At 68.9% G+C, this 24,222-nt stretch carries 27 protein-coding genes; 7 read left to right on the top strand and 20 right to left on the bottom strand.

Translation table 11 applies throughout. From position 1 onward, the window contains the following. Positions 1-13 precede the first annotated feature (13 nt). From HH310_RS04300 to HH310_RS04285, 4 genes are all read right to left on the bottom strand, one after another. Positions 14-712: a hypothetical protein gene (locus HH310_RS04300; protein WP_169174055.1), complete on the bottom strand. Its 699-nt coding sequence runs from the start codon at positions 710-712 to the stop codon at positions 14-16. Positions 713-1,219: 507 nt separating this feature from the next. Beyond that, complete coding sequence (locus HH310_RS04295; RefSeq protein WP_312033825.1) at positions 1,220-1,789, bottom strand: Uma2 family endonuclease; 570 nt, start codon at positions 1,787-1,789, stop codon at positions 1,220-1,222. Positions 1,790-1,806: 17 nt separating this feature from the next. After that, entirely contained in the window at positions 1,807-2,244 is a 438-nt protein-coding gene (locus HH310_RS04290; RefSeq protein WP_169174053.1) for a DUF5615 family PIN-like protein, read from the bottom strand. Beyond that, the gene (locus HH310_RS04285) at positions 2,244-2,873 is read right to left on the bottom strand and encodes a DUF433 domain-containing protein (RefSeq protein ID WP_169174052.1); all 630 of its coding nucleotides are present in this window, start codon (positions 2,871-2,873) and stop codon (positions 2,244-2,246) included. Before HH310_RS04285 ends, HH310_RS04290 begins: the two co-directional genes overlap by 1 nt. 226 nt (positions 2,874-3,099) lie before the next feature. On the opposite strand from HH310_RS04285, the gene HH310_RS04280 reads away from it, so the two are divergent. Continuing rightward, positions 3,100-3,339 carry a DNA-binding protein gene (locus tag HH310_RS04280; RefSeq protein ID WP_312033824.1) on the top strand — a complete coding sequence of 80 codons (240 nt, stop codon included), beginning with the start codon at positions 3,100-3,102 and terminating at the stop codon, positions 3,337-3,339. 95 nt (positions 3,340-3,434) lie between these two features. Here the strand turns inward: HH310_RS04280 and HH310_RS04275 are convergent, their stop codons facing one another. Beyond that, positions 3,435-3,842, bottom strand: coding sequence for a Uma2 family endonuclease (locus HH310_RS04275; protein WP_169174051.1), 408 nt, complete (start codon positions 3,840-3,842; stop codon positions 3,435-3,437). Beyond that, positions 3,839-4,879 (bottom strand): class II fructose-bisphosphatase, encoded by a 1,041-nt coding sequence (gene glpX / locus HH310_RS04270; RefSeq protein WP_169174050.1) that lies wholly within the window; start codon positions 4,877-4,879, stop codon positions 3,839-3,841. Before glpX ends, HH310_RS04275 begins: the two co-directional genes overlap by 4 nt. A 177-nt stretch (positions 4,880-5,056) precedes the next feature. On the opposite strand from glpX, the gene HH310_RS04265 reads away from it, so the two are divergent. Then, complete coding sequence (locus HH310_RS04265) at positions 5,057-5,614, top strand: DUF4245 domain-containing protein (protein WP_312033823.1); 558 nt, start codon at positions 5,057-5,059, stop codon at positions 5,612-5,614. A 38-nt stretch (positions 5,615-5,652) separates the two neighbouring features. Further along, a complete protein-coding gene (locus tag HH310_RS04260) occupies positions 5,653-6,441 on the top strand; it encodes a hypothetical protein (RefSeq protein ID WP_169174048.1) in 789 nt (262 codons plus the stop codon). Positions 6,442-7,199: 758 nt separating this feature from the next. Here HH310_RS04260 and HH310_RS04255 read toward each other — a convergent pair. From HH310_RS04255 to HH310_RS04245, 3 genes are read right to left on the bottom strand one after another with little or no spacing between them, the layout of a single operon-like run. Continuing rightward, on the bottom strand, positions 7,200-7,409 hold the full coding sequence (locus HH310_RS04255) for an exodeoxyribonuclease VII small subunit (RefSeq protein ID WP_169174047.1): 210 nt from the start codon (positions 7,407-7,409) through the stop codon (positions 7,200-7,202). Then, entirely contained in the window at positions 7,410-8,645 is a 1,236-nt protein-coding gene (gene xseA / locus HH310_RS04250; protein WP_169174046.1) for an exodeoxyribonuclease VII large subunit, read from the bottom strand. Positions 8,646-8,654: 9 nt separating this feature from the next. Continuing rightward, positions 8,655-9,170, bottom strand: a complete 516-nt coding sequence (locus HH310_RS04245) for a hypothetical protein (RefSeq protein WP_169174045.1) — start codon at positions 9,168-9,170, stop codon at positions 8,655-8,657. 115 nt (positions 9,171-9,285) lie between these two features. Here HH310_RS04245 and HH310_RS04240 point away from each other — a divergent pair, with 115 nt between their 5' ends. Beyond that, positions 9,286-10,251: a 4-hydroxy-3-methylbut-2-enyl diphosphate reductase gene (locus HH310_RS04240; RefSeq protein ID WP_169174044.1), complete on the top strand. Its 966-nt coding sequence runs from the start codon at positions 9,286-9,288 to the stop codon at positions 10,249-10,251. Here the strand turns inward: HH310_RS04240 and HH310_RS04235 are convergent. Beyond that, positions 10,248-11,381, bottom strand: coding sequence for a DNA recombination protein RmuC (locus HH310_RS04235; protein ID WP_169174043.1), 1,134 nt, complete (start codon positions 11,379-11,381; stop codon positions 10,248-10,250). The two genes, HH310_RS04240 and HH310_RS04235, sit on opposite strands and share 4 nt — an antisense overlap. 54 nt (positions 11,382-11,435) lie before the next feature. On the opposite strand from HH310_RS04235, the gene HH310_RS04230 reads away from it, so the two are divergent. Then, on the top strand, positions 11,436-12,203 hold the full coding sequence (locus HH310_RS04230) for a hypothetical protein (RefSeq protein WP_169174042.1): 768 nt from the start codon (positions 11,436-11,438) through the stop codon (positions 12,201-12,203). Here HH310_RS04230 and HH310_RS04225 read toward each other — a convergent pair. The 3 genes from HH310_RS04225 to HH310_RS04215 all read right to left on the bottom strand — a co-directional run bounded on the left by HH310_RS04225 (position 12,200) and on the right by HH310_RS04215 (position 15,864). Next, the gene (locus HH310_RS04225) at positions 12,200-12,742 is read right to left on the bottom strand and encodes a hypothetical protein (RefSeq protein ID WP_169174041.1); all 543 of its coding nucleotides are present in this window, start codon (positions 12,740-12,742) and stop codon (positions 12,200-12,202) included. The two genes, HH310_RS04230 and HH310_RS04225, sit on opposite strands and share 4 nt — an antisense overlap. Before the next feature lie 61 nt (positions 12,743-12,803). Then, positions 12,804-15,329: a valine--tRNA ligase gene (gene valS, locus HH310_RS04220; protein WP_169174040.1), complete on the bottom strand. Its 2,526-nt coding sequence runs from the start codon at positions 15,327-15,329 to the stop codon at positions 12,804-12,806. A 10-nt stretch (positions 15,330-15,339) separates the two neighbouring features. Continuing rightward, positions 15,340-15,864 carry a MarR family winged helix-turn-helix transcriptional regulator gene (locus tag HH310_RS04215; protein ID WP_169174039.1) on the bottom strand — a complete coding sequence of 175 codons (525 nt, stop codon included), beginning with the start codon at positions 15,862-15,864 and terminating at the stop codon, positions 15,340-15,342. A gap of 97 nt (positions 15,865-15,961) precedes the next feature. Between HH310_RS04215 and HH310_RS04210 the strand changes: the two genes are divergently transcribed. Beyond that, positions 15,962-16,891, top strand: coding sequence for an NADP-dependent oxidoreductase (locus HH310_RS04210; RefSeq protein WP_169174038.1), 930 nt, complete (start codon positions 15,962-15,964; stop codon positions 16,889-16,891). Here HH310_RS04210 and HH310_RS04205 read toward each other — a convergent pair. The 5 genes from HH310_RS04205 to HH310_RS04185 all read right to left on the bottom strand — a co-directional run bounded on the left by HH310_RS04205 (position 16,888) and on the right by HH310_RS04185 (position 21,180). Continuing rightward, the gene (locus tag HH310_RS04205; RefSeq protein ID WP_169173831.1) at positions 16,888-17,037 is read right to left on the bottom strand and encodes a hypothetical protein; all 150 of its coding nucleotides are present in this window, start codon (positions 17,035-17,037) and stop codon (positions 16,888-16,890) included. The two genes, HH310_RS04210 and HH310_RS04205, sit on opposite strands and share 4 nt — an antisense overlap. 179 nt (positions 17,038-17,216) lie before the next feature. Continuing rightward, positions 17,217-17,879 carry a rhomboid family intramembrane serine protease gene (locus tag HH310_RS04200; protein ID WP_169174037.1) on the bottom strand — a complete coding sequence of 221 codons (663 nt, stop codon included), beginning with the start codon at positions 17,877-17,879 and terminating at the stop codon, positions 17,217-17,219. Between the two features lie 37 nt (positions 17,880-17,916). Continuing rightward, positions 17,917-18,702, bottom strand: a complete 786-nt coding sequence (locus HH310_RS04195; RefSeq protein ID WP_169174036.1) for a trypsin-like serine protease — start codon at positions 18,700-18,702, stop codon at positions 17,917-17,919. A gap of 69 nt (positions 18,703-18,771) precedes the next feature. Then, a complete protein-coding gene (locus tag HH310_RS04190; protein ID WP_169174035.1) occupies positions 18,772-19,494 on the bottom strand; it encodes a lytic transglycosylase domain-containing protein in 723 nt (240 codons plus the stop codon). A gap of 270 nt (positions 19,495-19,764) precedes the next feature. Next, complete coding sequence (locus tag HH310_RS04185; protein ID WP_169174034.1) at positions 19,765-21,180, bottom strand: PhoH family protein; 1,416 nt, start codon at positions 21,178-21,180, stop codon at positions 19,765-19,767. Positions 21,181-21,434: 254 nt separating this feature from the next. Between HH310_RS04185 and otsB the strand changes: the two genes are divergently transcribed. Then, entirely contained in the window at positions 21,435-22,241 is an 807-nt protein-coding gene (otsB, locus tag HH310_RS04180; protein WP_169174033.1) for a trehalose-phosphatase, read from the top strand. Here otsB and HH310_RS04175 read toward each other — a convergent pair. Further along, positions 22,238-23,008, bottom strand: a complete 771-nt coding sequence (locus tag HH310_RS04175) for an isoprenyl transferase (RefSeq protein WP_169174032.1) — start codon at positions 23,006-23,008, stop codon at positions 22,238-22,240. The two genes, otsB and HH310_RS04175, sit on opposite strands and share 4 nt — an antisense overlap. Before the next feature lie 32 nt (positions 23,009-23,040). Then, complete coding sequence (locus HH310_RS04170) at positions 23,041-24,171, bottom strand: NAD(P)/FAD-dependent oxidoreductase (protein ID WP_169174031.1); 1,131 nt, start codon at positions 24,169-24,171, stop codon at positions 23,041-23,043. Between the last annotated feature and the right edge of the window lie 51 nt (positions 24,172-24,222).

Below are 24,222 nucleotides of genomic sequence, written 5' to 3'. Positions count from 1 at the left end.
GCGGCCAATGTGCTCACTGTTCGCCGTAGTACTCCGCCAGACTGCGCGAAAGACGGCGTACGTGACGCCGGGTTTCTTTCCGTGCCCACTCGACCTGGTCTTCGCCTCGTTCCGCAGCGTTGTGTTTCACGTTGGATGCGAATCCGGTACATCGCGAACACCAGTCGCGGTTGATGACCTCGTCTGCAGGCAGCGGTCGACCGAACACGTACGCGGCGCAAGGCCCGAGGTACGGCTCACGACCAGTCGATGCAGTGTCGATGCTTTGGTCGACTGACTGGCAACCGTAGGGACTGCCCCAATGCTTGACCTCGCCGCTACCGCCGGAGGAATCCACCACGCTGTAGGCCGGCATTTGAACGCAGTAGAGTTCCGGGTCGCCGTACACGTCTGGGGCAATGAAGTGGCTCTCGGGGCCACTTCCCCAGCATCGCTGACAGAAGAACGGTCGGCCGTCAGGCTTGACCACGCTGTTCGCCAGCGCAGAGGCCGCAACCTGGTCCTCTTCGGCAGGACCATCAGGCCTGCCGAACGTCTGTCCTGGCTCGGTCAGCCATGGATCCGCGAGGTACCGGCCATAGGCCTCGCCACGAACCCAAGCGTTGTGCTGTGTTGACCAACGGATTCGTCGGCCCCCGCCCGCCCAATGGCCAAGAACCACTGCGTAGAACCTGGAGAACGTGCCCCCTGTATCGCCCGCGCGCGCATTCACGTCCACCAGTATGCGTGGCTTTCGCCAACGCTCTTGAACGGCGAACGGCGTTGTTCGGCTACCCAAATCGGTCGAATTACGCTTCACCGTCTGAATCCGGTCAAGAGGCAGTTGAGCGGGAAGTGCCGGCTCAAGCGCTACGACGAAAACCGTCCGAGCGTGCCGAGCGCCGCAGGCTTCTACGCCAGGAATTGGATCACTACCAAGCTGAGTACGGTGCGTTCACCGATGAGGAGATGGCCGAGGCTAAGGCCCTTCTGCACGGAACTGAGGGGATGGGGCATGCGGCGTGAGCATAGAATGGTTGGTGCTCGATTCGCAGGGCCTCTCTTCATGGATCGACCGGGATCGTAAGGTAGCGAGCTTCTTGAACAGGCCGAGCGCGACGGAGCTGACCTCGCTATTTCGGCCGCCACAATCATTGAGGTTTCGTACGGCGGCGTGGATTTCGCGCGATTGAACCGGCTTTCGTCGCGGATCCGCCAAGATGGTCGAGGCTAGCCGGGCTTAACTCTTGCGGCCGGGCGCCAGTCCGTCCAGATCGAGCTGGATCGCGAACGGCGTCGTGATGCGTAGGTCGTGCCGATGGATTTTGGGCGCTGCGTACGACCGCTTGGGGCGGTCGAGCTGATAGGCGTGCACTACGGGCGACTCTTCTTCGTCGACGCGCCAGTAGTTCGGGATACCGGCTTCCGCGTACTTACGAAGCTTGATTGTCCGATCGCGGTGCGCCGACTCCGGCGAGACCACCTCGACCACCAGCAGCACCTCGTCAGGCGTGTAGAAGGTGCGGTTCGGATCGTAGGCTGCCGTGGTGGCGAGAAGGTCTGGTTCGGTGCGGTTCCGCTCGTCGAGCCGGATCGTCATCTCTAGCTCAGCCTCGACACCCGGCGGTGCCTGCTCGTTGAGGGAACGCACCAGTGCGGTGACCACGCGGCTGTGCCAGACGCGCCGGGGGAACGTCATAAAGACGAGCGTTCCATCGATCAATTCGGTGTGGCGGGGCACTTCGGGGAGATGATCGAGGTCGTCGGCGTACCACCCCTCGGGACGGGGTGGGCGCATCCACTCGGGCACCGAGGTCACGGTTCGGCCTATCTCGGCCAGTAGGGTGGTGGCTCGCGCCTTGGATCCACGATCGAGTAACGCTTGTGAGTTGGGTCGATCCCAGTGATTGCTACGAGCCGCTGCCCGTCGGCGTTCACGAGTTCCGCGACCACGTCCGGCATAGCCGCGACCAGCGACGCCATCGCAAACGCCAAGCCACGCAATCCTGGATGCCGCTGCTTGTACGACACCCTGTGCATGCCCGCCCTCTTCACCTCGCGGCACTCGTCCGGATCCGACATCTGAGCGTTGTCGTTGGTGACCACCACGTCGTACCCAGCACGCTTCGCGTCCTGATACAACAACAGATCCTTCTTGCCCGTCCATTTGATCAGCTGGACGTGGTCGACGTCATGTCCTCGCAACAGGTGCCGTAAGAGTTCAACGACCGGCCGAGGGACGTCTTCATCCAACAAAATCCGCATCAGGCTGCCGTACGCTCCGCTGCTCGGTCGACGTAGTCGGCGAAGGAGACCGCGTCCCGTGCCGCGGCGGCGGTCACACCGGGGTAGTAGTCCTTGATCTCCTCTGGCGGCACGCCATCACGAACCAGCCCGGCGACGAGGTCGTAGCCGACGCGCGTTCCGGAGACGACCGGGTAGCCACGTCGCACGCCGGGATTCACTGAGATCCGCCGTCGTGGGTGAGCCAGGTTAGGGACCTCGATGTTGTCGAGCGGGAAGGACCGCAGCACATCTCCGAGGGCGAGCACCGTCAGCTGATGGCCGGGCTCCTCGACGAGTTCGATCGCACCTTCGCCGCTGGCCTGCACCAGAGCGATGCCACGCCGACCTTGGGCGACAAACCGGTACTGGGAAAGATGCTCTGTTTCGCCGATGTCGCGCAGGCTGTTGAGAGCCTTCCGAATGGTCTGCAGCGGACGCTTCTCCCGTAAGAAGACGAAAGAACGTAGAGCGATCAGATCCCGGAACGAATAGAGCACCGGCCGCGTCGCGGACACCTCTGGAACGAGAAGCCCTTCTCGGCGCCAGTAGTCGAGTTGGCTACGGGTGGCACCGGACAGCGCGGTCGCGATGCGCGGTTCGTAGGCCATGCCGTCAGATTGCCACATCTAGTCGCGTCCGGTCAGCACTGGGTGACCTCCAAGTGCACGCTGTCTGGGCGGTGCTCGTCCGGTGTGGACGGCGTCGCTGTCGCGGGAAGTGGCTTGCTACGGCCTTGGCGCGCTGCCTGCCACCTCCATGGGAGCTACTATACGGCCGTCTAGGGCGATAGCTAAGTCCGATTTCATAGTCTGAAAGGGCTTAGCGTGTGGACTCGTGGAGCCGGACGAAATCCTCATCAGGCGGGCCGACATCCGCCTGATGGGCATGGCTGAGATCGCCGGGCGGCTTCGGGTCACGCGCGCGCGTGCCGGCCAGATCACGGACAGCGTCAACCTCGGGTTCCCACGGCCGATCGCCCGCCTGCGCCTCGGGCAGGTGTGGCTGGAGCAGGACGTCGAGGCTTGGATCGCCGCGCATCGCGCGTACCTCAACGAACCCGAGGACGAGGCCTAGCTTTCGACCGTCAGCAGGACCTGGCCAGTGCCGCCTGCGGTGTGGACTCTGACTTCGGCGCCTGGCACAGCTCTTGCGGCCGGGGACCAGCCCGTTCAAATCGAGCTTGATCGGGAACGGCGTCGTGGTGCGCATCTCTTGTCGACGACCTCGACGACCAGCAGCACCTGGTCAGGCGTGTAGAAGGTGCGGTTCGGCTCGTAGCAGGGCGCCCCGGTAGCAAGGATGTCGGGCTCGAGGCGGTTCCGCTTGTCGAGCAGGATGGTCATCTCCCGCTCGACGTCCATACCGGTCGGCGCCTGCGCGGTGAGGCCGACCTGTAAGCCAGTGACGGCCCGGGCGTGCCACACACGCTGAGGTGACCTGACGACGAGGTCGCCATCGATGAGTTCGATATGGCGGGGCGCCGCCTCGGGGAGCTGGTCAAGGTCCTCAGCGAACCAGCCCTCGAGGCGGGGCGGACACATCCACTTGGGGCGCCCGGTTTGCCGGGACGAGCTCATATGACGGGCTCGTCGCCCATCGGCACGGTGGGCAGGTGGCCGTCGAAGTCGACGGCTGAGTAAAGCGCCAGCTTCTCCAAACGGTGGTACGAGTCGATCACCCGGATCGTGCCGCTCTTCGACCGCATCACGATCGAGTGGGTGTGCGCGCCGCCCGAGCGGTACCGCACGCCCCTGAGCAGGTCGCCCGTGGTCACGCCGGTCGCCACGAAGAAGCAGTTGTCGCCGGTGACCAGGTCGTCGGTGGTGAGCACACGGTCGAGGTCGTGGCCGCCGGCCAGCGCCTTCTCCCGTTCCGCGTCGTCGCGCGGCCACAGTTTCGCCTGGATCATGCCGCCGAGGCACTTCAGGGCGCAGGCGGCGGTGATGCCCTCGGGTGTGCCGCCGATGCCCATCAGCACGTCGACGTCCGATTCCAGCCGGGCCGCCGAGATCGCGCCGGCGATGTCACCGTCGGTGATGAACTTGATGTTCGCGCCCGCCTGCCGGACCTCCTCGACCAGCGTGGCGTGCCGCGGCCGGTCCAGGATGCAGACCGTGACGTCGGAGATCGACGAGCGCTTCGCCTTCGCGATGCGGCGCAGATTTTCCTGCGTGCCGGCGTTGATGTCGATGACGTCGGCGCAGTCCGGGCCGACCGCGATCTTCTCCATGTAGAAGACCGCGCTGGGGTCGAACATCGCGCCGCGCTCGGCCACCGCCAGCACCGCCACGGCGCCCGGCATGCCCTTGCTCATCAGCGTGGTGCCGTCGATCGGGTCGACCGCGACGTCCACCTCCGGCCCGGTGCCGTCACCGACCTCCTCGCCGTTGAACAGCATGGGCGCCTCGTCCTTCTCACCCTCGCCGATGACCACCACGCCGCGCATCTGGATCGAGTTGATCAGCTTGCGCATGGCGTCGACGGCCGCGCCGTCCCCGCCGTTCTTGTCGCCACGCCCGACCCAGCGCCCGGCGGCCATGGCGGCGGCCTCCGTGACGCGGACCAGATCGAGGGCGATGTTGCGGTCGAGATCCTGCGGGACCCGCTCGGCCATGGTGAGCCTCCTCGCGACGCTGCCGGGGCTGAATCCACCGATCCTCACATGTCCGGACGCGCAAAGTCGCGTCCGGCGGGCGTGGTTAACAATGGTGGGGTGGAACCCGCATCGCCCGCACCCGCTACGCCGGAATCGGCAGAGCCCTCGGCACAGTCGTCAGGGCAGCCGGAATCGGTGGCCGACGCCACCGCTGCCGGCCCGGCGGCCGCCACGCGCGCGTCGCGCGGCTCGGAGCGGCGCCCCCGCGACATGATCCTGTCGCTCGCCGTGCTGCTGGTGCCGGTGGCGATCTTGCTCGTCATCTACCGCACGCTGTTCAACGGTGACGCCCCGATCACGGTCGACCCGGCACCGACGATCCAGGAGGCGCAGCAGGCCAACCTCTTCAAGGTCGCCGTGCCGCAGGGGCTGGGCGACGACTGGCACACGGCCAGTGCCCGGTTCACCCGCGCTTCGAACGGCGCCACGCTGCGGATCGGCTACGTCGACCCGGGCAAGGACCCGATCCAGCTGATCGAGAGCAGCGTCCCGACCGACACGCTGCTGCCGGTCGAGCTGACGAAGGCCGCGAAGCCGACCGGCACGTTCCGCGCCACGAACGGCGTCTGGCGTCAGTTCGACGGTCGCCCCGGCGAGCAGGCGCTGGTGCTGGCCGACCAGTCCCGCACGATCATCGTGGTGGGTCAGGCCGATGTGGACAATTTGCGCAAGCTGGCCGGCTCGCTGAGCTGACCGCCGCGGCAGGATCAAGATCATCTATTATCCCGCGCATGATGAAAATGCGGGGGACCCTTCTCCCTGTAGCGATATCCGGGCTGGTCGGTCTCTCCCTCGCCGGTTGCTCCGGTGACGACAAGGGCTCCGGCGGATCGTCGGCCAAGCCCGCGTCCGCGATCGCCCAGGCTGTGCTCACCGGATCCACCAGCGGGGTTGCCAAGGGTGACTACGCGCTGACCGTCAAGGCGCCGGACGGAACGCAGCTGCTCGTGATCGACGCGGAGACCAAGTCCGGCTCGGTGAAGGCGAACTACGAGTCCGAGGGCAGCCCGTTCACCTACGACGTGGTGTTCCTCGGCAACGACCGGTGGATGAAGATGACGGTTCCCGGCGCCCCCGACCCGTACGACGGAAAGTCCTGGATGCATTTCGACGGCTCCAAGGTCAAGGGCGACGCGGCCAAGGACCTGTCCATCGACACGTCGCACCCGGACGTGCTGCGCCTGACCGAACTCATCGCGGCCGCCACCACGGTCAAGGGCGACGCGACGGCCGTCTCCGGCACCATCGACGGCACGAAGATCGCCGGCGACGACGGCGTCATCTCGGCCGCCGACCTCAAGGACGCCGGCCAGGCCGCAACCGCGATCCCGTTCACCGCCGCGATGGACGGCACCGGCCTGCTCGAGTCGCTGGAGCTGGACATGCCCGCCACGGTCGACACCGAGGCCGGCAAGTGGTCGTTCGAGCTGTCCGGCTACGGCGAGCAGACGCAGCAGGAGAAGCCAACCGGCGCGATCAAGGAGATGCCCGCCTCGGCCTACGAGATGCTGAACGGCTAGATCCAGGTTTCCGGAGGCCGCGCCGCTGCCGGGGCGCGACTCGGTCGGGCCGCGGGGCGCAACTCGGTCGGGCCGCCCGACGCCACCTCGTCGAGCTGCCCGGCGCAACCCTGTCGAGCTGCGAGTTGTGCTTCGGCCGACCTGACCCGATGCGCAACCGCCGCCGCGGCCGGCGAGATCGTCATGGCCCCGCGGCGATCCGCTCGCGGGCGGCGTTCCCACTCTGTGGATATCGCAACCACATCGTGGACTTTTTGCGATCCTTGGAGAGTTGCGCCCACATACGAGCCATAACTCTCCAAGGTTCACATCCGACCGCCAAAACTTGCTGGGCAAAAGTTGCATTGCCTGACAAAAGTCCCTCCACAATGGACGGGCTTCCCATATCGCGGACCTCGGGTCCAGAATGTGGTCACCGGTCTCAACAAGCGGTCCTCGATTCCAGATAGTGGGAGTGGCACGCCATCCGCCGGGCCAAAGCGTCCGAGCCGTTTCCTCTGATTAGTGGAAATGTCGGATATGTTTGGCTGGGCGAGCGGCATGAGGTATTCCCGCGAGCCCGGTGGCGGGGCGGGGACGTCGGTGCCGGTGGGCGCGGCTAGCGGGGCATGTCGCACGCCAATCAACCCGCACATGTGTGCGAGGGCCGCCGCCTATCCTCGCCAGGCGGCACCCCACGACCCGGCGTGCCGCCGAGGACGAGCGCACGACGAGCGATGCGCCGTGCGACCCGCGCCGGCGATGCGAGGTCTGAGCGGCTACTCGCCGGATTCGGCGCGCGCGGCCCGGGCGGCGTCCACGCGCTCCCGGGCCCCGTCGAGCCAGCGCTGGCACACGTCGGCCAGCTTTTCGCCCCGCTCCCACAGGGCCAGCGACTCCTCCAGCGAAGTGCCGCCCTGCTCCAGCCGCTCCACGACCGAGGCCAGCTCACTGCGGGCCTGCTCGTAGCTCAGTTTCTCGTCGGTCATTCAGTCCTCCCGGACCACTGCTCGGAGTTCGCCGTCGGCGAGGCGTACACGGATGGGGTCGTCGGTCTTGACGTCGGTCGCCGCGCGCACCACGTGGCCGTCGTCGCGCTGGACGATCGCGTAGCCGCGCTGCAGCGTCGCGGCCGGGGAGAGCGCGCGCAGCCGGGCCAGCGTGTGCCGCAGATCGTCGCCGGCCAGGCGCAGCCGATGGTCGAGGTTGCGCCCGGCCCGGTCGCGCAGCGCGGTGACGTCGGCCGCCCGCTGGTCGATCAGCAGCTCGGGGCGGGCCAGCGAGGGCCGCGACCGCCAGGACTCGATGCGGTTCTCCTCGCGCTCGATCAGCGTCCGCACCGCCCGCTCCAGCCGGCGGCGGGCGATGTCGATGAGCTGCCGCTCCTCGGCCAGGTCGGGCACGATCCGCTTGGCCGCGTCGGTCGGCGTCGACGCGCGCAGGTCGGCCACGTAGTCGAGCAGCGGCGTGTCGGTCTCGTGCCCGATCGCGCTGACCACCGGAGTGCGCGCCGCGAACACCGCTCGGCACAGCGCCTCGTCGGAGAAGGGCAGCAGGTCCTCGACGCTGCCGCCGCCGCGGGCGATCACGATGACGTCGACCGACTCGTCGGCGTCGAGCACCTTGAGGGCCTCGATGATCTGCGGGACCGCGGTCGGGCCTTGCACCGGCACGTTGATCTTCCGGAAGTCGGCGGCCGGCCAGCGGCGCTGCGTGTTCATCAGGACGTCGCGCTCGGCGGCGCTGGCCCGGCCGGTGATCAGGCCGATGCGATTGGGCAGGAACGGGAGCCGCCGCTTGCGCTCGCGGGCGAACAGGCCCTCGGCGCCGAGCAGCTTCTTCAGCCGCTCCAGCCGGGCGAGCAGCTCACCGAGGCCGACCTGGCGGATCTCGTCGGCACGGAGGCTCAGCGTGCCCCTGCTCGGATAGAACTCGGGCTTGGCGTGCATCGTCACCCGGGCGCCCTCGGCCAGCTCGGGGGCGCCGGAGTCGAGCACGTCACGATGCGCGGTCACGGTGAGGCTGAGGTCGGCCGAGGGGTCACGCAGCGTCAGGAACACCACGGACGAGCCCGGCCGACGGCTGATCTGGGCGACCTGGCCGTCCACCCAGACCCAGCCCAGCTTGGCGATCCAGGCGCCGACCTTCTGACTGACGACGCGGACCGGCCACGGCTCATCGGCGGTGCTCTTGGGTGCCGATGCGGACTGTTCGGGCTCGCTCACGCGGCAAGCCTACGGAAGACCCCCGACACTTTCGTCGCGCGGCGCCGGGACCTCGGTGGCGCGTCCCTCCGCGTGAGTGGGATTCGTGGCGGCCGGCGGCGATAACGGAGGGCGCAGCAGCGTGAGGGCGGTGAGTACGAGGAATCCGACGGACGACCAGAAGACAAGATCGGACACCAGGAGTACGGCGTCGACGCGCCCCGAGGCGTACATGGTGAACGGGAAGCCATGCCGGCCCGGCCGATCGCGCAGGCAGCACCCCGCGTCGATGGCGGGCAGCGTGCTCAGCACCAGACCGAGCAGGGGCACCGCCCCGGCGGCCAGCCACGCGATCCGGCCCGGCTGCCGGCGGATGCGTCCGAAGCCCATCAGCGCCACGGCCGTGACCAGCAGCACCACGTGGAAGAGCAGGTATCCGCCGCCGGCCACGCCCATCGAGAGATTGAGGACGCCGAGTGCGGCGAACGCCCAGCCGAGGACCAGCCGGACCGTCGAGCCGACCGACATCGGGGGTGCCTCCTGCATGCGTCCGAGTATCTCGGCAAATGCCCGATGTTCGGGGCGAAACCGACTTATCCCCCTCCGGCGAGCGGGGTTCCGGGGCGCGAGGGCGGTTCGCCATGGTCGGTAACATGGCAACGTGACCGATGCTCGTAAGCGTGTGTTGCTGGCCAAGCCGCGCGGATACTGCGCCGGCGTCGACCGTGCGGTGCAGACCGTCGAGGAGGCGCTGAAGCTGTACGGCGCTCCGGTCTACGTCCGTAAGCAGATCGTGCACAACAAGTACGTGGTGACCACGCTCGAGGCGCGCGGCGCGATCTTCGTGGAGGAGAACGAGGAGGTCCCCGAGGGATCGACAGTGGTGTTCTCCGCGCACGGTGTCGCGCCCGAGGTGCACGAGCAGGCCAGGCAGCGCAACCTCAAGGCGATCGACGCGACCTGCCCGCTGGTCACCAAGGTGCACCAGGAGGCGAAGCGGTTCGCCGCGGACGATTACGACATTCTGCTCATCGGTCACGAGGGGCACGAAGAGGTCGTCGGCACCTCGGGCGAGGCGCCGCAGAACATTCAGCTGGTGGACGGCCCCGACGCGGTCGACCAGGTCGTCGTCCGCGACCCGTCGAAGGTGGTGTGGCTGTCGCAGACCACGCTGTCCGTCGACGAGACGATGGAGACGGTCAACCGGCTCAAGACCAAGCTGCCGTTGCTGCAGTCGCCGCCCAGCGACGACATCTGCTACGCCACGCAGAACCGCCAGCAGGTGGTCAAGGAGATCGCGCCCGACTGCGACGTGGTGCTCGTCGTCGGCTCGAAGAACTCGTCGAACTCGGTGCGCCTGGTCGAGGTCGCGCTGGACGCCGGGTCGCGCGCCGGCCACCTGATCGACTACGCGTCCGAGATCCGCGACGAGTGGCTGGACGGCGCGGCCACGGTCGGCGTCACGTCCGGCGCGAGCGTCCCCGACGACCTGGTGATGGACGTGCTCACCCACCTGGCGCAGCGCGGCTTCGGCGAGGTCACCGAGTACAAGACGGTCGAGGAGCGCCTCACTTTCTCGCTGCCGTCCGAGCTCCGCCGCGACATGAAGGCGGCTGCCCGCGGCTAGGCGAGTTCGGGGGCCTGCGGCTGCCGGGGGGCCACCTCCACCTGCGGCGGCACCGGGATCGGCTCGTCCGAGACGCCCATCTCGGCCAGCTTGCGCGCGCTCACCAGCACCCGCGACTCCAACGACCCCACCGCCCTGTTGTACGCCGTGACGGCTCCCCCCAGCGCGGTGCCGAGCCGGCCCACGTGCTCCCCGACCGTGGCCAGCCGCCCGTACAGCTCGCGGGCCAGCGCGTGCACGGCCACCGCGTTGCGGGCCAGCTCCTCCTGACGCCACGAGTACGCCACCGTGCGCAGCATCGCGATCAGCGTCGACGGGGTGGCCAGCACGACGTTGCGCCGGAACGCGTGCTCCATCAGCGTCGGGTCGTGCCGCAGCGCCGCGTCCAGGAACGGGTCGGCCGGCACGAACAGCACCACGAAGTCGGGGGAGGGCGGGAACGCCGTCCAATACTCCTTCGCGGCCAGCGCGTCCACGTGCGCCCGCAGGTGCCGGGCGTGCTGGTCGAGGCTCGCGTCCCGGCTGCGCTCGTCGCGGGCCTCCATGGCGGCGAGGTATCCCTCCAGCGGTGCCTTCGCGTCGACGACGATCGTGCGGCCGCCGTGCAGCCGGACCACGAGGTCCGGGCGTACGGTCTGGTCGTCGGTCGCGGCCGTGACCTGCTCGGCGAAATCGCAATGCTCGAGCAGCCCCGCCGCCTCCACCACCCGGCGCAGCTGATGCTCGCCCCAGCGGCCCCGCACCTGCGGCGCGCGCAGCGCCGCGACCAGCTGTTTCGTCTCGGTGCGCAGCTCGCCCGAGACCGCGCTCATGCCCCGGACCTGCTCCCGGAGCTCCGCGTACGCGTCGACGCGCTCGCGTTCGAGCTCGGTCACCCGCCGCTCGTAGCGCTGCAGCGTCTCGTGCAGCGGGGCGATCGCGCGGGCCACCGCCTCCTGGGACTGGGCGGTCGACTCGTAGGACAGGGCGCGCAGCGACTGCTCCAGCCGCTCCTCGCCCTCACGATGGGCCTGCACGGTCGCCTCGAGCCGGGCAATGTCGGTCGCCGCCCGCAATCGAGCGACCAGCCAGCCGAGGGCGGCCCCGACCGCCAGACAGAGGAGCACCACGGCCAAGGTCGAAACGGTCACATCCGGCAGATTGCCAGATGGGTCCGACAAGAAACGTAAGGGTACCGTTAGAATATGAGCGCGTTCCTAATTCTGGGCATCGTGATCGTCGTCCTCCTCGTGATCGTCCTGATGCGTCGCGGCGGGGCCGGCGCCCAGCGCACCCGCCTGGAGGACGCTCGCGCCGAGGCCCAGCGGTGGTATGAGCGGCTCGGCGGTCAAGTGACGAATCTGCATGGCTCCGAGCCGGCCGTGCAGCAGGCCCTCGCCGACGCCGGTGAGAGATATAACGCGGCCGGCGGCCAGCTGCAGTCGGCCAACTCCGTCCGGCAGTACGAGTTGGCCCGCGAGTCCGCGCTCGAGGGCCTTCAGTATGTCCGGGCCGCCCGCACGGCCATGGGCATCGACCCGGGTCCCGAACTGCCCGCGCTCGCCAGCCAGGCGGGCACCGGCCAGCTCACCCGCGAGCGCGAGGTCACCGTGGAGGGCCAGCACTACAAGGCCGGCCCGCAGCCCGGCGCCGACACCCCGTATTACTACCCGGGCGGCCGGGTGCAGGGCCGTCCGGTGCCCGCGGGGTGGTATTCGACGCCAGTCTGGAAGACCGCTCTCGGCGCCGGCGCCGGCGCGCTCGGTGGCCTGCTGCTGTTCGACGCCCTGTTCTCGCCGGGGTTCGGTGACACCGGTTTCGACAGCGGCTACCAGGACGGTTATCAGGACGCCGCGCAGGACTTCAACAACGGCGACTTCAACGGCGGCGACAACGCCGGTGACTTCGGCGGCGGCGGTGGCGACTGGGGCGGCGGCGACTTCGGCGGCGGCGACTTCGGCGGCGATTTCTAGTCCGAGGTGAGGTGTTTGGCCAGCTCCCGGCGCAGCCGCCGGGGGCCGGGCCAGACCTCGCTCAGATCCGCGGTGAAGGCCGGCCCGTGTGGCGTGTCGGTCATCGTGGGCCAGCCGACGCCCTCGCCCTGGACGGGATGCACCCGATCCAGGTCGACCGGGGCCACGTCCAGCACGTTGCGCAGCCCCACCCGCCGCACCGTCACGTGGGCGATGTCCGGCCACGCGAGCAGGATCGGGTCGCTCTCCTGGGCCGCCAGTTCCAGCCCGCCGGTGGACACGCGCACCCACGTGGTGAGTGAGGCGCGCGTGGAATAGGCGTACGCGGCCGAAGCGACGCCGGCGATGCAAGCGGCCTGCAACGCGGTTTGCCACCACGGGTTTCCGGTGCCGCCGGCGGCGAACGCGACGATCGGCGAGACGATGCCGAACGAGAGCATCAGGAGCAGAAAGAGCGCGACGAACGTGCGTACCGGGGACGACCGGAACAGCACGGCATCTTTCGCGGGGGCCTCGACCTGCTCAGGCGCGATCGGCATGCTTTCATGCTGCCTGCCGGTGGCCCCCGGCTCCGGCGTTTTGCCGAAGCCGGAGGGCCGGTCAGAACGCCGACGTGATGACCAGCTCGGGCGACCGGTCCGGCAGCTTGTCGAGCTTGCCGATCCGCCCGGCCGCCTTGAGATCGCCCTCGATCAGCGAGAGCCGTTCCAGCACCGCCGCCGGGCCGAGCGCCTCGGCCAGCGGAACGTCCGCCTTCATCGACAGCTTCCGGTCCGACTTGGCCCGCCGGACCTGCCGCAACGCGTCACCCGCGAGATCGAGCAGCTCGGGATCGCCACTTTCAGGCAGCTCATCCCTGGCCGGCCAAGGCGCCCGATGCACCGAGCCATCCTGCCACCAGGACCAAACTTCTTCCGTCACGTACGGGACAAAGGGTGCGAACAACCGCATCAGCACCGAAAGTCCGGTGGCCAGCGCCGCCCGAGCCGAGTCACCCGCCGGGCCCTGCGCGTACGCCCGCTCCTTGACCAGCTCGATGTAGTCGTCGCAGAACGTCCAGAAGAACGTCTCGGTGCCCTGCAACGCGTCGGTGTGGTCGTAGCGCTTGAACGCCTCGGTCGCCTTGGTGACGACCTCGTCCAGCCGGGCCAGCATCGCCTTGTCGAGCGGCTCGGTCACCGGCAGATTCAGCGCGTCGGCCGCGCCCAGTCCCAGCGCGAACTTCGACGCGTTGAGGATCTTCGTGGCGAGCCGCCGGCCCACCTTGATCTGCGCCGCGTCGAAGGCCAGGTCGGCACCCGGCCGCCCACTCGCGGCCCAATAGCGGACCGCGTCCGAACCGCTCTGGACCAGCAGATCCATCGGGGTGACCACGTTGCCCTTGGACTTCGACATCTTCTTGCGGTCCGGATCGAGGATCCAGCCGGACAGGATGGCGGTCTGCCAGGGCAGCACGCCGCTCTCCAGATCGGCGCGCAGCACCGTGGCGAACAGCCAGGTCCGGATGATCTCCTGACCCTGCGGGCGCAGGTCCATCGGGAAGACCCGACGGTAGAGATCCTCGTCCTCCTCCCAGCCGCTGACGATCTGCGGAGTTAACGAGGAGGTGGCCCACGTGTCCATCACGTCCGGGTCGGCCGCGAAGCCGCCCGGGACGCCGCGCTGCGACTCGTCGAAGCCCGGCGGACACTCCGAGGACGGGTCGACCGGCAGTGCCGATTCGTCCGGTATGAGAAGCTGGTCGTAGTCCGGCTCGCCAGCGTCGTCGAGCCGGTACCAGATCGGGAACGGCACCCCGAAGAACCGCTGCCGGCTGATCAGCCAGTCGCCGGTCAGCCCGTTGACCCAATGGTCGTACCGGTGCTTCATGTGCTCCGGAATCCAGCGCAGCTCGGCACCGCGGGCCAGCATCCGCTCGCGCAGCTCCGGCTCCCGCCCGCCGTTGCGGATGAACCACTGCCGGCTGGTGACGATCTCCAGCGGCGACGCGCCCTTCTCGTAGAACTTGACCGGATGCATGACCGGCGTCGGTTCCCCGATCAGATCACCCGCGTCCTTGAGGAGCTGGACGATCTCGCGGCGCGCTCCGTTCACGGTCAGCCCGGCGACCTCCTGATAGGCCGCGACCGGGACGTCCTTCGGGGCGTCCGGCAGGAACCGGCCGTCGCGTCCCAGCACCACCCGGGTCTGCAGGTCGAGGTCGCGCCACCAAGTGACGTCGGTCAGGTCACCGAAGGTGCAGACCATCGCGATGCCGGTGCCCTTGTCGACCGCCGCGAGCGGGTGCTCGTAGACCGGCACCTCGACGTCGAACAGCGGCGTCCGGACCGTACGGCCCAAAAGGTGCTGGTATCGCTCGTCGCCCGGGTGGAAGACCAGCGCGACGCAGGCGGGCAGCAGTTCCGGCCGGGTGGTGTCCACCTCGACCGGGCCGTCCGGGCCATGAAACCGCAGCTTGTGGTACGCCCCGGGGCGTTCCCGATCCTCCAGCTCGGCCTGCGCGACGGCGGTGTGGAAGCCGATGTCCCAGAGGGTCGGGGCCTCTGCCGCGTACGCCTCCCCGCGCGCGAGATTCCGCAGAAAGGCGCGCTGCGACACGGCCTGGGATCGACGGCCGATCGTGGTGTACGTCCGGTCCCAGTCAACCGACAGCCCGAGCTGGCGCCACAACGCCTCGAACGCCTTCTCGTCCTCGACGGTCATCGTGCTGCACAGTTCGACGAAGTTGCGCCGGGAGACGCTCACCGTCTCTTTGCCCGCCTTGGCCGGCGGCTGCCACTTCGGGTCGTACGGAAGGCTCGGGTCGCATCGGACGCCATGCACATTTTGGACACGGCGCTCGGTCGGCAGCCCGTTGTCGTCCCAGCCCATCGGGTAGAAGACGGTCTTCCCCCGCATGCGCTGGAACCGGGCGACGGTGTCGGTGTGCGTGTACGAGAAGACGTGGCCCATGTGCAGCTCGCCGGATACGGTCGGCGGCGGGGTGTCGATCGCGTATACATCCGCGCGCTCCTTCGAGCGGTCGAACGCATACGTGCCTTCCTCCTGCCAGCGTCGCGCCCACTTCTCCTCGAGGCCGTCCAGGGACGGCTTCTCGGGAAGGCCGCGCTTTCCCGTATCAGTCATGCGCTGAATGCTACGGCGAAGCCTCCGGCGGCTGCTTTTTATATACCTGCCGGGCGCGCGGCCGGGCCGACCGCGGCGGCGCCTCGCGGAGCCGGTCACGCACCGGCCCGAGCGCCCGTTGCAGATCCTGCATACCGGTGGGCGGCATCGCGTCGAAGAGCAGCCGCTTGACCAGGGCCACGTGCTCGGGCATGACCCGGTTGAGCAGGTCGCGCCCGGCGTCGGTGAGATGAATCAGCGTGCTCCGCTCGTCGTCCTTGGCCGGGCTGCGCGCGATGAGCCCACGTTGCTCGAGCTGGCCGGCCTGATAGCTGAACCCGCTGCGGCTGTAGACGATCCGGTCCGCGATGTCGGTCATGCGCTGCGCGCCGCCCGGGGTCGCGTCCAGCCCCGCCAGGATCTTGAACTGGATCGGACTGAGGTCGCCCTCGTCGCGCAGCTGCTGGGTCACCGCTTGCTCCAGCAGGCTGCCGACCTCGCTGAGCGTGAAGTAAGCAGCGAGCTGCTCCGCATCGAGACGCTCGTCACCTCGCATGCCCCTCATTCTACTTGCATCGAATTCGAAGCAGTTCTACGCTCGTGTCTCACAGCTTGCTCCGAATTCGAAGCATGTTCTCACCGGAGGTTGAATCATGAAGGCAGTGCGGATTCACGAGTACGGCGACGTCGACGTCCTGCGGATCGAGGAGGTGCCGCAGCCCGTTCCGGGTCCCGGCGAGGTCCTGGTGCGGGTGGCGGCGACGACGTTCAACCCGGTGGACGCCCGGTTCCGCGCGGGTGCGATGGCCGCGTTCATCCCGCCTGCGTTCCCCTACACGCCGGGCATGGAGCTGTCCGGAACGGTCGTGCTTGCCGGCACGGGCGTACCGGATCATGAAGTGGGTTCCCGGGTGATCGCGCTGCTGCCGCTCCCGGTCGGCGGCGGCGCGGCCGAGTTCGCGGTGGTCTCCACGGCGTTCCTGGCCCCGGCCCCGGCCACGGTGCCGCTGGCCGACGCCGCCGCGTTACCGGTCGCCGCGCTGACGGCCGACCAGGCGCTGGGCCATCTCGCGCCGGGCATGCGGGTGCTGCTCAACGGCGCCGGCGGTGCCGTCGGCGGCATGGCCGTCCGGTTGGCGAAGAACGCCGGCGCCTACGTGGTGGCGACGGCCTCACCGCGCAGCGCCTCAGCCGTGCGGTCGCTCGGCGCCGACGAGATCATCGACTACACGGCGACCCCGGTGCCCTCCGCGGTGACCACGCCCGTCGACCTGCTGGTCAACATGGTGGCCGCCAGTCCCGCCGAGATCGGCCCGTTGGCCCGCTTGGTGGCCGACGGCGGCCGAGCGGTCAGCACGGTGCCGATGGAGCTGGCGGGCGACGAGTCCCGCGGCATCGGGTGGGAAACCTTCCGGGTCGAGACCGACGTGCCCCGCCTGACCGACTTGGCCCTGGCCGTAGACAAGGGCGCCCTGCGTCTGGACGTCTCGGCGCGCTACCCGTTCACCGAGATAGCCACCGTCCACACCGCAGGCAGCGCCGGCCAGTTCCGCGGCAAAGTCCTGCTGACGGTAGAGGGCTAGGCCTCGTCCTCGGGCTCGTTGAGGTACGCGCGATGCGCGGCGATCCACGCCTCGACGTCCTGCTCGAGCCACACCTGCCCGAGGCGAAGGCGGGCGATCGGCCGTGGGAACCCGAGGTTGACGCTTTTCGTGATGGGCCCTCGCACGCGCACATGACCTGGATCTAGAAACGCCCTAGCGCAGACCAGTCGACCTTGAACCCGGCCGAATTCAGCTCGCGGGCAAGGTCACTCTTCCAACCGCCACGGCTGTCCAGTTCGATGTACACCAACCCCTGAAGATCCGGCTGGGCGAGGCCCCGGGGGCTCCTCGCTCGGGCGTACGGCTAAAGGGTTGGCAGTCCGGTGTTCAGCGTTGCAGGCTGCGACTTGGGGCGCTTGCGGCGGAACAGGATCGCGGCGATGACGCCGCCGGCCAGGCCGAGCAGGTGGCCCTGCCAGGAGATCGGCTGGTCGGTCGGGAGGATGTTGTAGAGCTGGTACCAGTACAGAAGGCCGATGAACGCGGCCACGCCCAGGTTCCACCAGCTGCGCTCGACGAAGCCGCGGGCGAACAGCAGGCCCAGGTAACCGAAGATGACGCCGCTCGCGCCCACCACCACGCTGTTCGGGTCGCCGATGAACCAGACGCCGAGGCCGCTGACCAGCATGATGACGAACGTCGACCAGATGAACCGGCGTACGCCACCGGCCAGCGCGAACGTGCCGACCAGGATGAGCGGGACCGCGTTGCCGTACAGGTGGTCCCAGCCGGCGTGCAGGAACGGGCTGAACAGCACGCCGTCCAGGCCGCTGATGTGGTGCGGGATGATCCCGCCGGCCGTGTCCAGCCGGCCGGCGCCGACGCCGACGTCGATCACTTCGATGAGGAAGAGCACCGGGATCACGGCGCACATGGTGACGAACGCGCGGCCGAGGGACGCATAGAACGCGTCCGTGCCGAACTTGGCCGCCGCCTCGTCGCGGGCCTGGGGCAAGCGGTAGCTCATAGTCCGATAGTCCCAGCCAGGAGCGACCCCGGCCAGCTCACCGGGGTTCACTCAGCTTTTTGGTAGCCGCGGTGATGTCGGCGCGGAACTTGGTGATCTGGGTGTAGACGCCCGGGTAGCCGTCGCGGGCGCAGCCCAGCCCCCAGCTCGTGATGCCCACCTGCACCCAGTCGCCCAGCACGTCGCGGCCGACCATCGGGCCGCCGCTGTCACCCTGGCACGTGTCGGCCGTGGGGCTCCCGGCGCAGACCGAGTCGTCGGCGACGAGCTTCACCCCCGCTTTCCGGTACGCCACCGCACAGTTACCGTCCGGCACGATCGGCACGTCCGCGAAGTGCAGCCGCCGTTCCTGTTTCAGCGAGTCCTCGCGTATCTGGCCCCAGCCCATCACCACGTACGTGCTTTTCTCCGACATCTCCATGGCAAGGGGCAATGTCGGCAGGCCCAGGGGATGGTCGAGCCGGATGACGGCCCAGTCGTCGCCGCGGGTCTCGGTCTCGAACCCGTCCGCGCGGATGACCCGTTCCGAGTGCGCGGTGACGGCCTGCGGCGATTTCAGGTCCGACACGCCCGCGACGACACTGATGGTCTTCGTCTCGCCGGTGCCGTCCACGCAGTGCCCCGCGGTGAGCACGACCCGCGGTGCGGTGAGGGCGCCGCCGCAGCCCATGGACAGCCGCACCGCCCACGGGAACTTACCCTCGGGCGCCACCGACCCGCCGATGATCGGGCGGACGCCGTGCGCCGCACTCGCCGGACGGGCGACGGCGGCCGGCACGGCCAGCACGCCGATCACGACCAGCGAGACGACATTTCGGACCATATGGACATTTGATCACGACGAAAAGGGTCGCGCGGCCGAACGCCGCGCGACCGATTCCGGAATGTCTACTTAGTACCAGCCGGTGCTTTCCGAGTGGTCCCAGGCTCCACAAGGGTCGTTGTACCGGCCCTCGATGTAGTCCAGTCCCCAGGCGACCTGCGTGGCCGCGTTGTCTTCCCAGTCGTCACCGAACTTGGCCATCTTGCTGCCCGGCAAGGCCTGCGGGATCCCGTACGCGCCGGAACCGCGGTTCTCGGCGTGCTGGTTCCAGCCGCTCTCCTTGTTGAACAGTTTGTCCAAACAGGGGAACTGGTCGATGCCGAAGCCGGCCTTGAGCATCAGGGTGCAACCGATCTGGCGGTTGCCCGAGTATTCGTTGCAGGAACTGGGAATCGGTCCGACGGACACACCGGACTTTCCGGACTCCTTTTGCTCCTGCTCCTCTTTGGCCTTCTGCTCGGCGGCCTTCTTGGCGTCCTCGGCGGCCTGCTTCTGCTCGACGACCTTCGTCTCGAGCGTGTGCGCCTTGGCGGCCGCGCTCTTGACCTCGGAGGCCGCCTTCTCGGCAGCGTCCCCTTCGGCCTTTCGCTGCCACGCGCGGGTGGCGGCATGTTGCGCGGCGTGTTGCTTCAGCAACTGCATGTCGTTGACGTCAGCCTGGACGACAAGTGTGGCTTCCGCGTTCTGCTGCTGGACTTCCCGGCCCTGTCCGAGATAGATACCGCCGGCCGCGCCCGCCAACAGCAGGCCTACCGAGGTCACTCGAATGCTCCGGCTCCAGAGCCGATTCACGAAGGATCCCTTCGTCGGGGGCAATGACGCGGCACGTCCGCCACCGGGGGAAACGGCGGGTGGTACGTGCCGCGAGCACCGCGACCGCGGTGGGCCGGGCCTCGATCTCCCGATCGGGGCGGTGGCCCACCGTCGATCCCGACGATGTTGGCCACGCTTGGCGCTCGCCAGACACCCTTGCGCAAGGTGAAGTGGATGTGAAACGACGGCGCCGTCTTGTGACTTTGATCACAGGACTATTCAGCGTGAACCGGGCGAAAAAGCGTCACCTCATAGGGGGATGTCCTCCAGCAGATCGGTGACCACTTCGGCGATCGGCGACCGCTCGGATCGGGTCAGGGTCACGTGCGCGAAGATCGGGTGTCCCTTCAGCGCCTCGATCACCGCGGTGACGCCGTCGTGCCGGCCCACCCGCAGGTTGTCCCGCTGGGCCACGTCGTGGGTCAGCACCACCCGCGAGCCCTGGCCGATACGGGAGAGAACGGTGAGCAGCACGTTGCGTTCCAGCGACTGCGCCTCGTCGACGATGACGAACGCGTCGTGCAGGCTCCGGCCCCGGATGTGGGTCAGCGGCAGCACCTCGAGCAGCCCGCGCGCCATGACCTCCTCCATCACGTTGGGGTGCACCACCGAGCCGAGCGTGTCGAAGACGGCCTGCGCCCAGGGCGACATCTTCTCCGACTCGCTGCCGGGCAGGTAGCCCAGCTCCTGGCCGCCGACCGCGTAGAGGGGACGGAACACCACCACCTTCTTGTGGCGGTTGCGCTCCATCGTCGCCTCCAGGCCCGCGCACAACGCCAGCGCCGACTTGCCGGTGCCGGCCCGGCCGCCCAGCGACACGATGCCGATCGAGTCGTCCAGCAGCAGGTCGAGCGCGACACGCTGCTCGGCGGATCGCCCGTGCAGTCCGAACGCCTCCCGGTCGCCGCGCACCAGGCGCACCGTCTTGTCCGGGTTCACCCGGGCCAGCGCGGAGCCGCGCGGCGAGTGGACGACCAGACCGGTGTGCGTCGGCAGGGTCTCCACCTCGTCGAGCTCCAGCTCCTCGCCGCCGTAGAGCGAGCTGACCTGCTCCTCGGACAGAGTCAGATCGGCCATGCCGGTCCAGGTGGGGTCGCTGGCCTGGCCGTGGCGGTACTCGTCGGCCGCGAGCCCCACCGAGGCCGCCTTGACCCGCAGCGGCATGTCCTTGCTGACCAGCGTGACGTCGCGCCCCTCGGCGGCGAGCCCGAGCGCTACCGAGAGGATGCGGGTGTCGTTGGCGTCGTTGCGGAAACCGGCCGGCAGCACGCTCTGGTCGACATGGTTGAGCTCCACCCGCAGGGTGCCGCCCTCGTCGTTGCACAGCACCGGCTGGTCCAGCCGGCCGTGCTTGATCCGCAGTTCGTCGAGCATGCGCAGCGACTGCCGCGCGAACCAGCCCAGCTCGGGATGGTGACGCTTGCCCTCCAGTTCGGAGATGACCACCAGTGGGATCACCACCTCGTGGTCGGTGAACCGGCGGAACGCCGCCGGGTCGGACAGCAGGACCGAGGTGTCCAAAACAAAAATCCGGCCCATAGGGGCCGGTTCTGCGTCCGCGTGGCGATCCCGGGTACGGCGCCGGGAAGTAGCACGGCTGCTGGTGGAGGACACTTTGGCGACCGGCTCGTGGGGGATGCCGGCGTCAGATGGGCTAGATGTCACAGGCCTGCTCCAGCGGGCGTGCAACCCGGTTCGCCCGCGGTCCGCCTCCTCCGGCGCCCGTCACGTGCACAGGGTCGGATTGCGGGGCCCTGTGGCGCACTTGTCGCAGGTCCGGGCCGGCCGGCTGGCCCGGGATGACCCCGCGCCATGACTTGAACGCTAGCGGTCAAAACCTGCTACCGGTAGTACGCAAAAACGGGCGCGCAGTGAATTCCGCAACTCGCAACCTTCTGGCTGCCGGGTAATCTGACGCTGTGGCACAGACTCCGCGTCCGCACCATCCGCTGAGCATCGACGACGCCTGGGCCTTCACGGTCACGCGGGCGGCCGAGACCACCTTCTTCTTCGACTTCGACGGCGTGCTCTCGCCCGTCACCGACGACCCGGACGCGTCGCAGCCCGCGCCCGGCGTCCCGGGCGTTCTCGAGCAGCTCGCGAGCGCGGTCCGCCGGGTGGCCATCGTGTCCGCCCGGCCGGTCAGCTTCCTGCGATCGCGGTTCGCCTCGCTCGAACGGGTCGATCTGTACGGGCTGTACGGCCTGGAGGTGTGGCACAACGGCGAGGTCGTCACCGAACCGGCGGCGCTGCCCTGGGTTCCGGCCATGGACGGCCTGGCCGAACGGGCACGCACCGAGCTGCCCGACTCCATCCTGGTGGAGTACAAGAGGCTGTCCGTGGCTCTGCACTACCGCACCGACCCGCAGCAGGCCGGCACGGTCGAGCGCTGGGCGCACGAGCAGGCGGAACGCCTCGGGCTACGGATCCAGGGCGGCCGCATGGTGGTCGAGCTCAAGCCACCGGTCGATCAGGACAAGGGCATGGTCATCACCGAGGGCGTCCGCAACGCGGGCTGCGCGTGGTATTTCGGCGACGACATGTCCGACATCAAGGCGTTCGACGCGCTGCGCGCCCGCGAGGCCGTCGACCCGGAGTTCTTCGGCATGGCCGTCGCGGTCGCCAACCCGGAGACCGGCGCCGAGGTGGCCGGCGCCGCGGATCTGACGCTGGCCTCCCCCGACGCGGTCGCCGAGTTCCTCGCCGAGGGCCTGAAACGCTTTTAAGCGCCGAAGCGGCGCTGCCTCGAGGCGTACGAGCGCAGCGCCCGCAGGAAGTCGATGCGGCGGAAGTCCGGCCAGTTGGCGTCGTGGAAGTAGAACTCCGAGAACGCCGACTGCCAGAGCAGGAAGCCGGACAGACGCTGCTCGCCGCTGGTGCGGATGACCAGGTCGGGGTCTGGCTGCCCGGCGGTGTAGAGGTGCTCGGCGATGTGGTCGACGTCGAGAACCTCGGCCAGTTCCTCAAGTGTGCCGCCGGCCGCCGCGTGCTCGTGCAGCAGCGAACGGACCGCGTCGGTGATCTCGCGCCGGCCTCCGTACCCGACGGCCATGTTGACCTCGACGCCGCCGGTGCGGCCACGGGTCTTCTCGCGGGCCGCCTTCAGCGCGGTCGCGGTGGCCGTGGGAAGCACGTCGAGCGCGCCGACCATGCGCAGCCGCCAGGGGTTCGCGTCCTCGGCGAGCTCGGTGGCGAGGTCTTCGATGATCCTCAGCAGCGGGTCCAGTTCGGCCGCCGGGCGACGCAGGTTGTCGGTCGCCAGAAGATAAAGCGTCACGTGTTTGATGCCCGCCTGGTCACACCAGGTGAGCAGCTCCTTGACCCGGGCGGCACCGACACGGTGACCGTCGTTGGGGTCGACGAAGCCCATTTCCCGTGCCCAGCGCCGATTTCCGTCGCACATGACGCCGACATGCTGGGGTACGGGCTTGCCGACCAGCTTGCCGGCCAGCCGACGTTCATACACCGAATACACGAGGGACCGCAGACTCATCGCGACAAACAGTAGCCCTCTTCGGGTGCCGGTCAGGTTGCGGCCGGGTCACGGTGTCCTATCCGCGAGATGATGCGCCCGATCGTGCGAAGATCAAAAACCCCGTCGCCGAGGCCGAGGTCCACCATCCGGTCGAACACCGTGGCATCGCGCGCGGCCGCCTCCACCGCGGCATCCACGACCCTGGGCTGCCGGGACAGCAGCGCGGCGACGCCGGAGTGCCGCAGATGGCGGCCCAGCCGACGGGTGAGCGCGGCTCGATAGCTCGGGGCGGCGCGTTCCGGGCCCAGCGCGGCCGCGGTGCCGGCGAGCGCACCGGAGAGCACGGCGTAGAAGATGCCCTCGCCGGTGAACGGGTTGATCAGCGACAGAGCGTCACCGGCCAGCAACACCCGGCCCTGGGCCGGCGGCGGGCGCCGGGTGGACAACGGCAGGTGGTGCCCGCGCAGGCTTTGCGGTTCGGCGCCGGGCAGCAGGGTCTTCAGGCGCTCCAGCAGGTACGCCCGGGACAGCGGGACACCACGCAACACCTCGCCGTAACCGACGTTCGCGGTGCCGTCGCCGATCGGGAACTCCCAGGCGTACGCGGGCCAGCGCCGTCTCGTGGTGACGATGATCTGCTCGCCGGTGTTGCTCGTCGGGACGTAGCCACGGATCGCGACAGCGAGGTGACCGGGCGGGTTGGGCGCGATGCCGAGGGCGCGGCGCACCACCGAACCGGCGCCGTCCGCACCGATCAGGACACCCGCGTGGAACCGCCCGTCGATCTCGACGCCGCCACCGGGGTCGAACAGGCGGCGGACCGTGTGCCGTTTGAGGTCCGCGCCCTCGGCGACGGCCGCCTCGACCAGTCGCGCGTCGAAAACGCGGCGCGGGATCGTGTACGCGACTCGCGGCAGCCGCCGGGAGACCTGCGCGCCGCCGGGGCCGACGAGCCGGAGTCGCTCGATCGCGGGATATCCCTCGGTGATGCCGTGCACGCCCATCCGGGTGAGGACGTCGATCGCGTCGGCCGCGATGCCGTCGCCGCAGGCCTTGTCGCGGGGGAAATCGGCGCGGTCGAGCAGCAGGACACGCGCACCGGACAGGCGCGCGGCGATCGCCGCCGCCGAACCGGCCGGGCCCGCGCCGACGACAACGACGTCGTAACGTTCGAGCGTCACGGAGCGAACCGTAGCTCGACAGACCGGTCCGAGCCGATCCTGCTACGGCGG

It is taken from the genome of Actinoplanes sp. TBRC 11911 (assembly GCF_012933445.1).
Classification (GTDB): Bacteria; Actinomycetota; Actinomycetes; order Mycobacteriales; family Micromonosporaceae; genus Actinoplanes.
Note: the sequence above shows the minus strand (reverse complement) of the source record. Positions and strands in the feature narration are given on the sequence as shown.